We start from the raw sequence: 338 nt of genomic DNA on the forward strand, positions 1-338 counted from the left end.
TAACTAGTTGGATAACTCTTCGCAATAAATCCTCTAACTACGGCTTAACCTATAGCAATTCAAGGCTTCACAAACTTCGTTATTCACAATGTCGTTAGATCGGTTTTTTCGCTGAAATAGGTCAAGTATTTTTTTAAATAATTTGCGCTTTTTTATGGTGCTTCTTTTTGGAAAAATTTTAACCAGTTTTTATATTCTGAAAGACAGGTGTTTACATCTGATTGGATGAACTGAACTTTTGTTCCCGGTTTAGCTTGCGCGAGTTTAGCAAGGTCAAGCCTAGCGATAGTGCCTAGCTTATAGTATCCACCGATAGTTTGTCGTTCGCACAGCATGAC

Annotated in this window: 1 pseudogene; it reads right to left on the minus strand. The window is 37.3% G+C overall.

What is annotated here, in order from left to right:
- Positions 1-152 precede the first annotated feature (152 nt).
- Positions 153-338: pseudogene (locus AB4585_RS29170) on the minus strand (allophanate hydrolase subunit 2 family protein); the annotation flags it as partial.

The sequence above is a fragment of the Vibrio sp. 10N.222.49.C9 genome (assembly GCF_041474985.1).
GTDB lineage: Bacteria > Pseudomonadota > Gammaproteobacteria > Enterobacterales > Vibrionaceae > Vibrio > Vibrio crassostreae_C.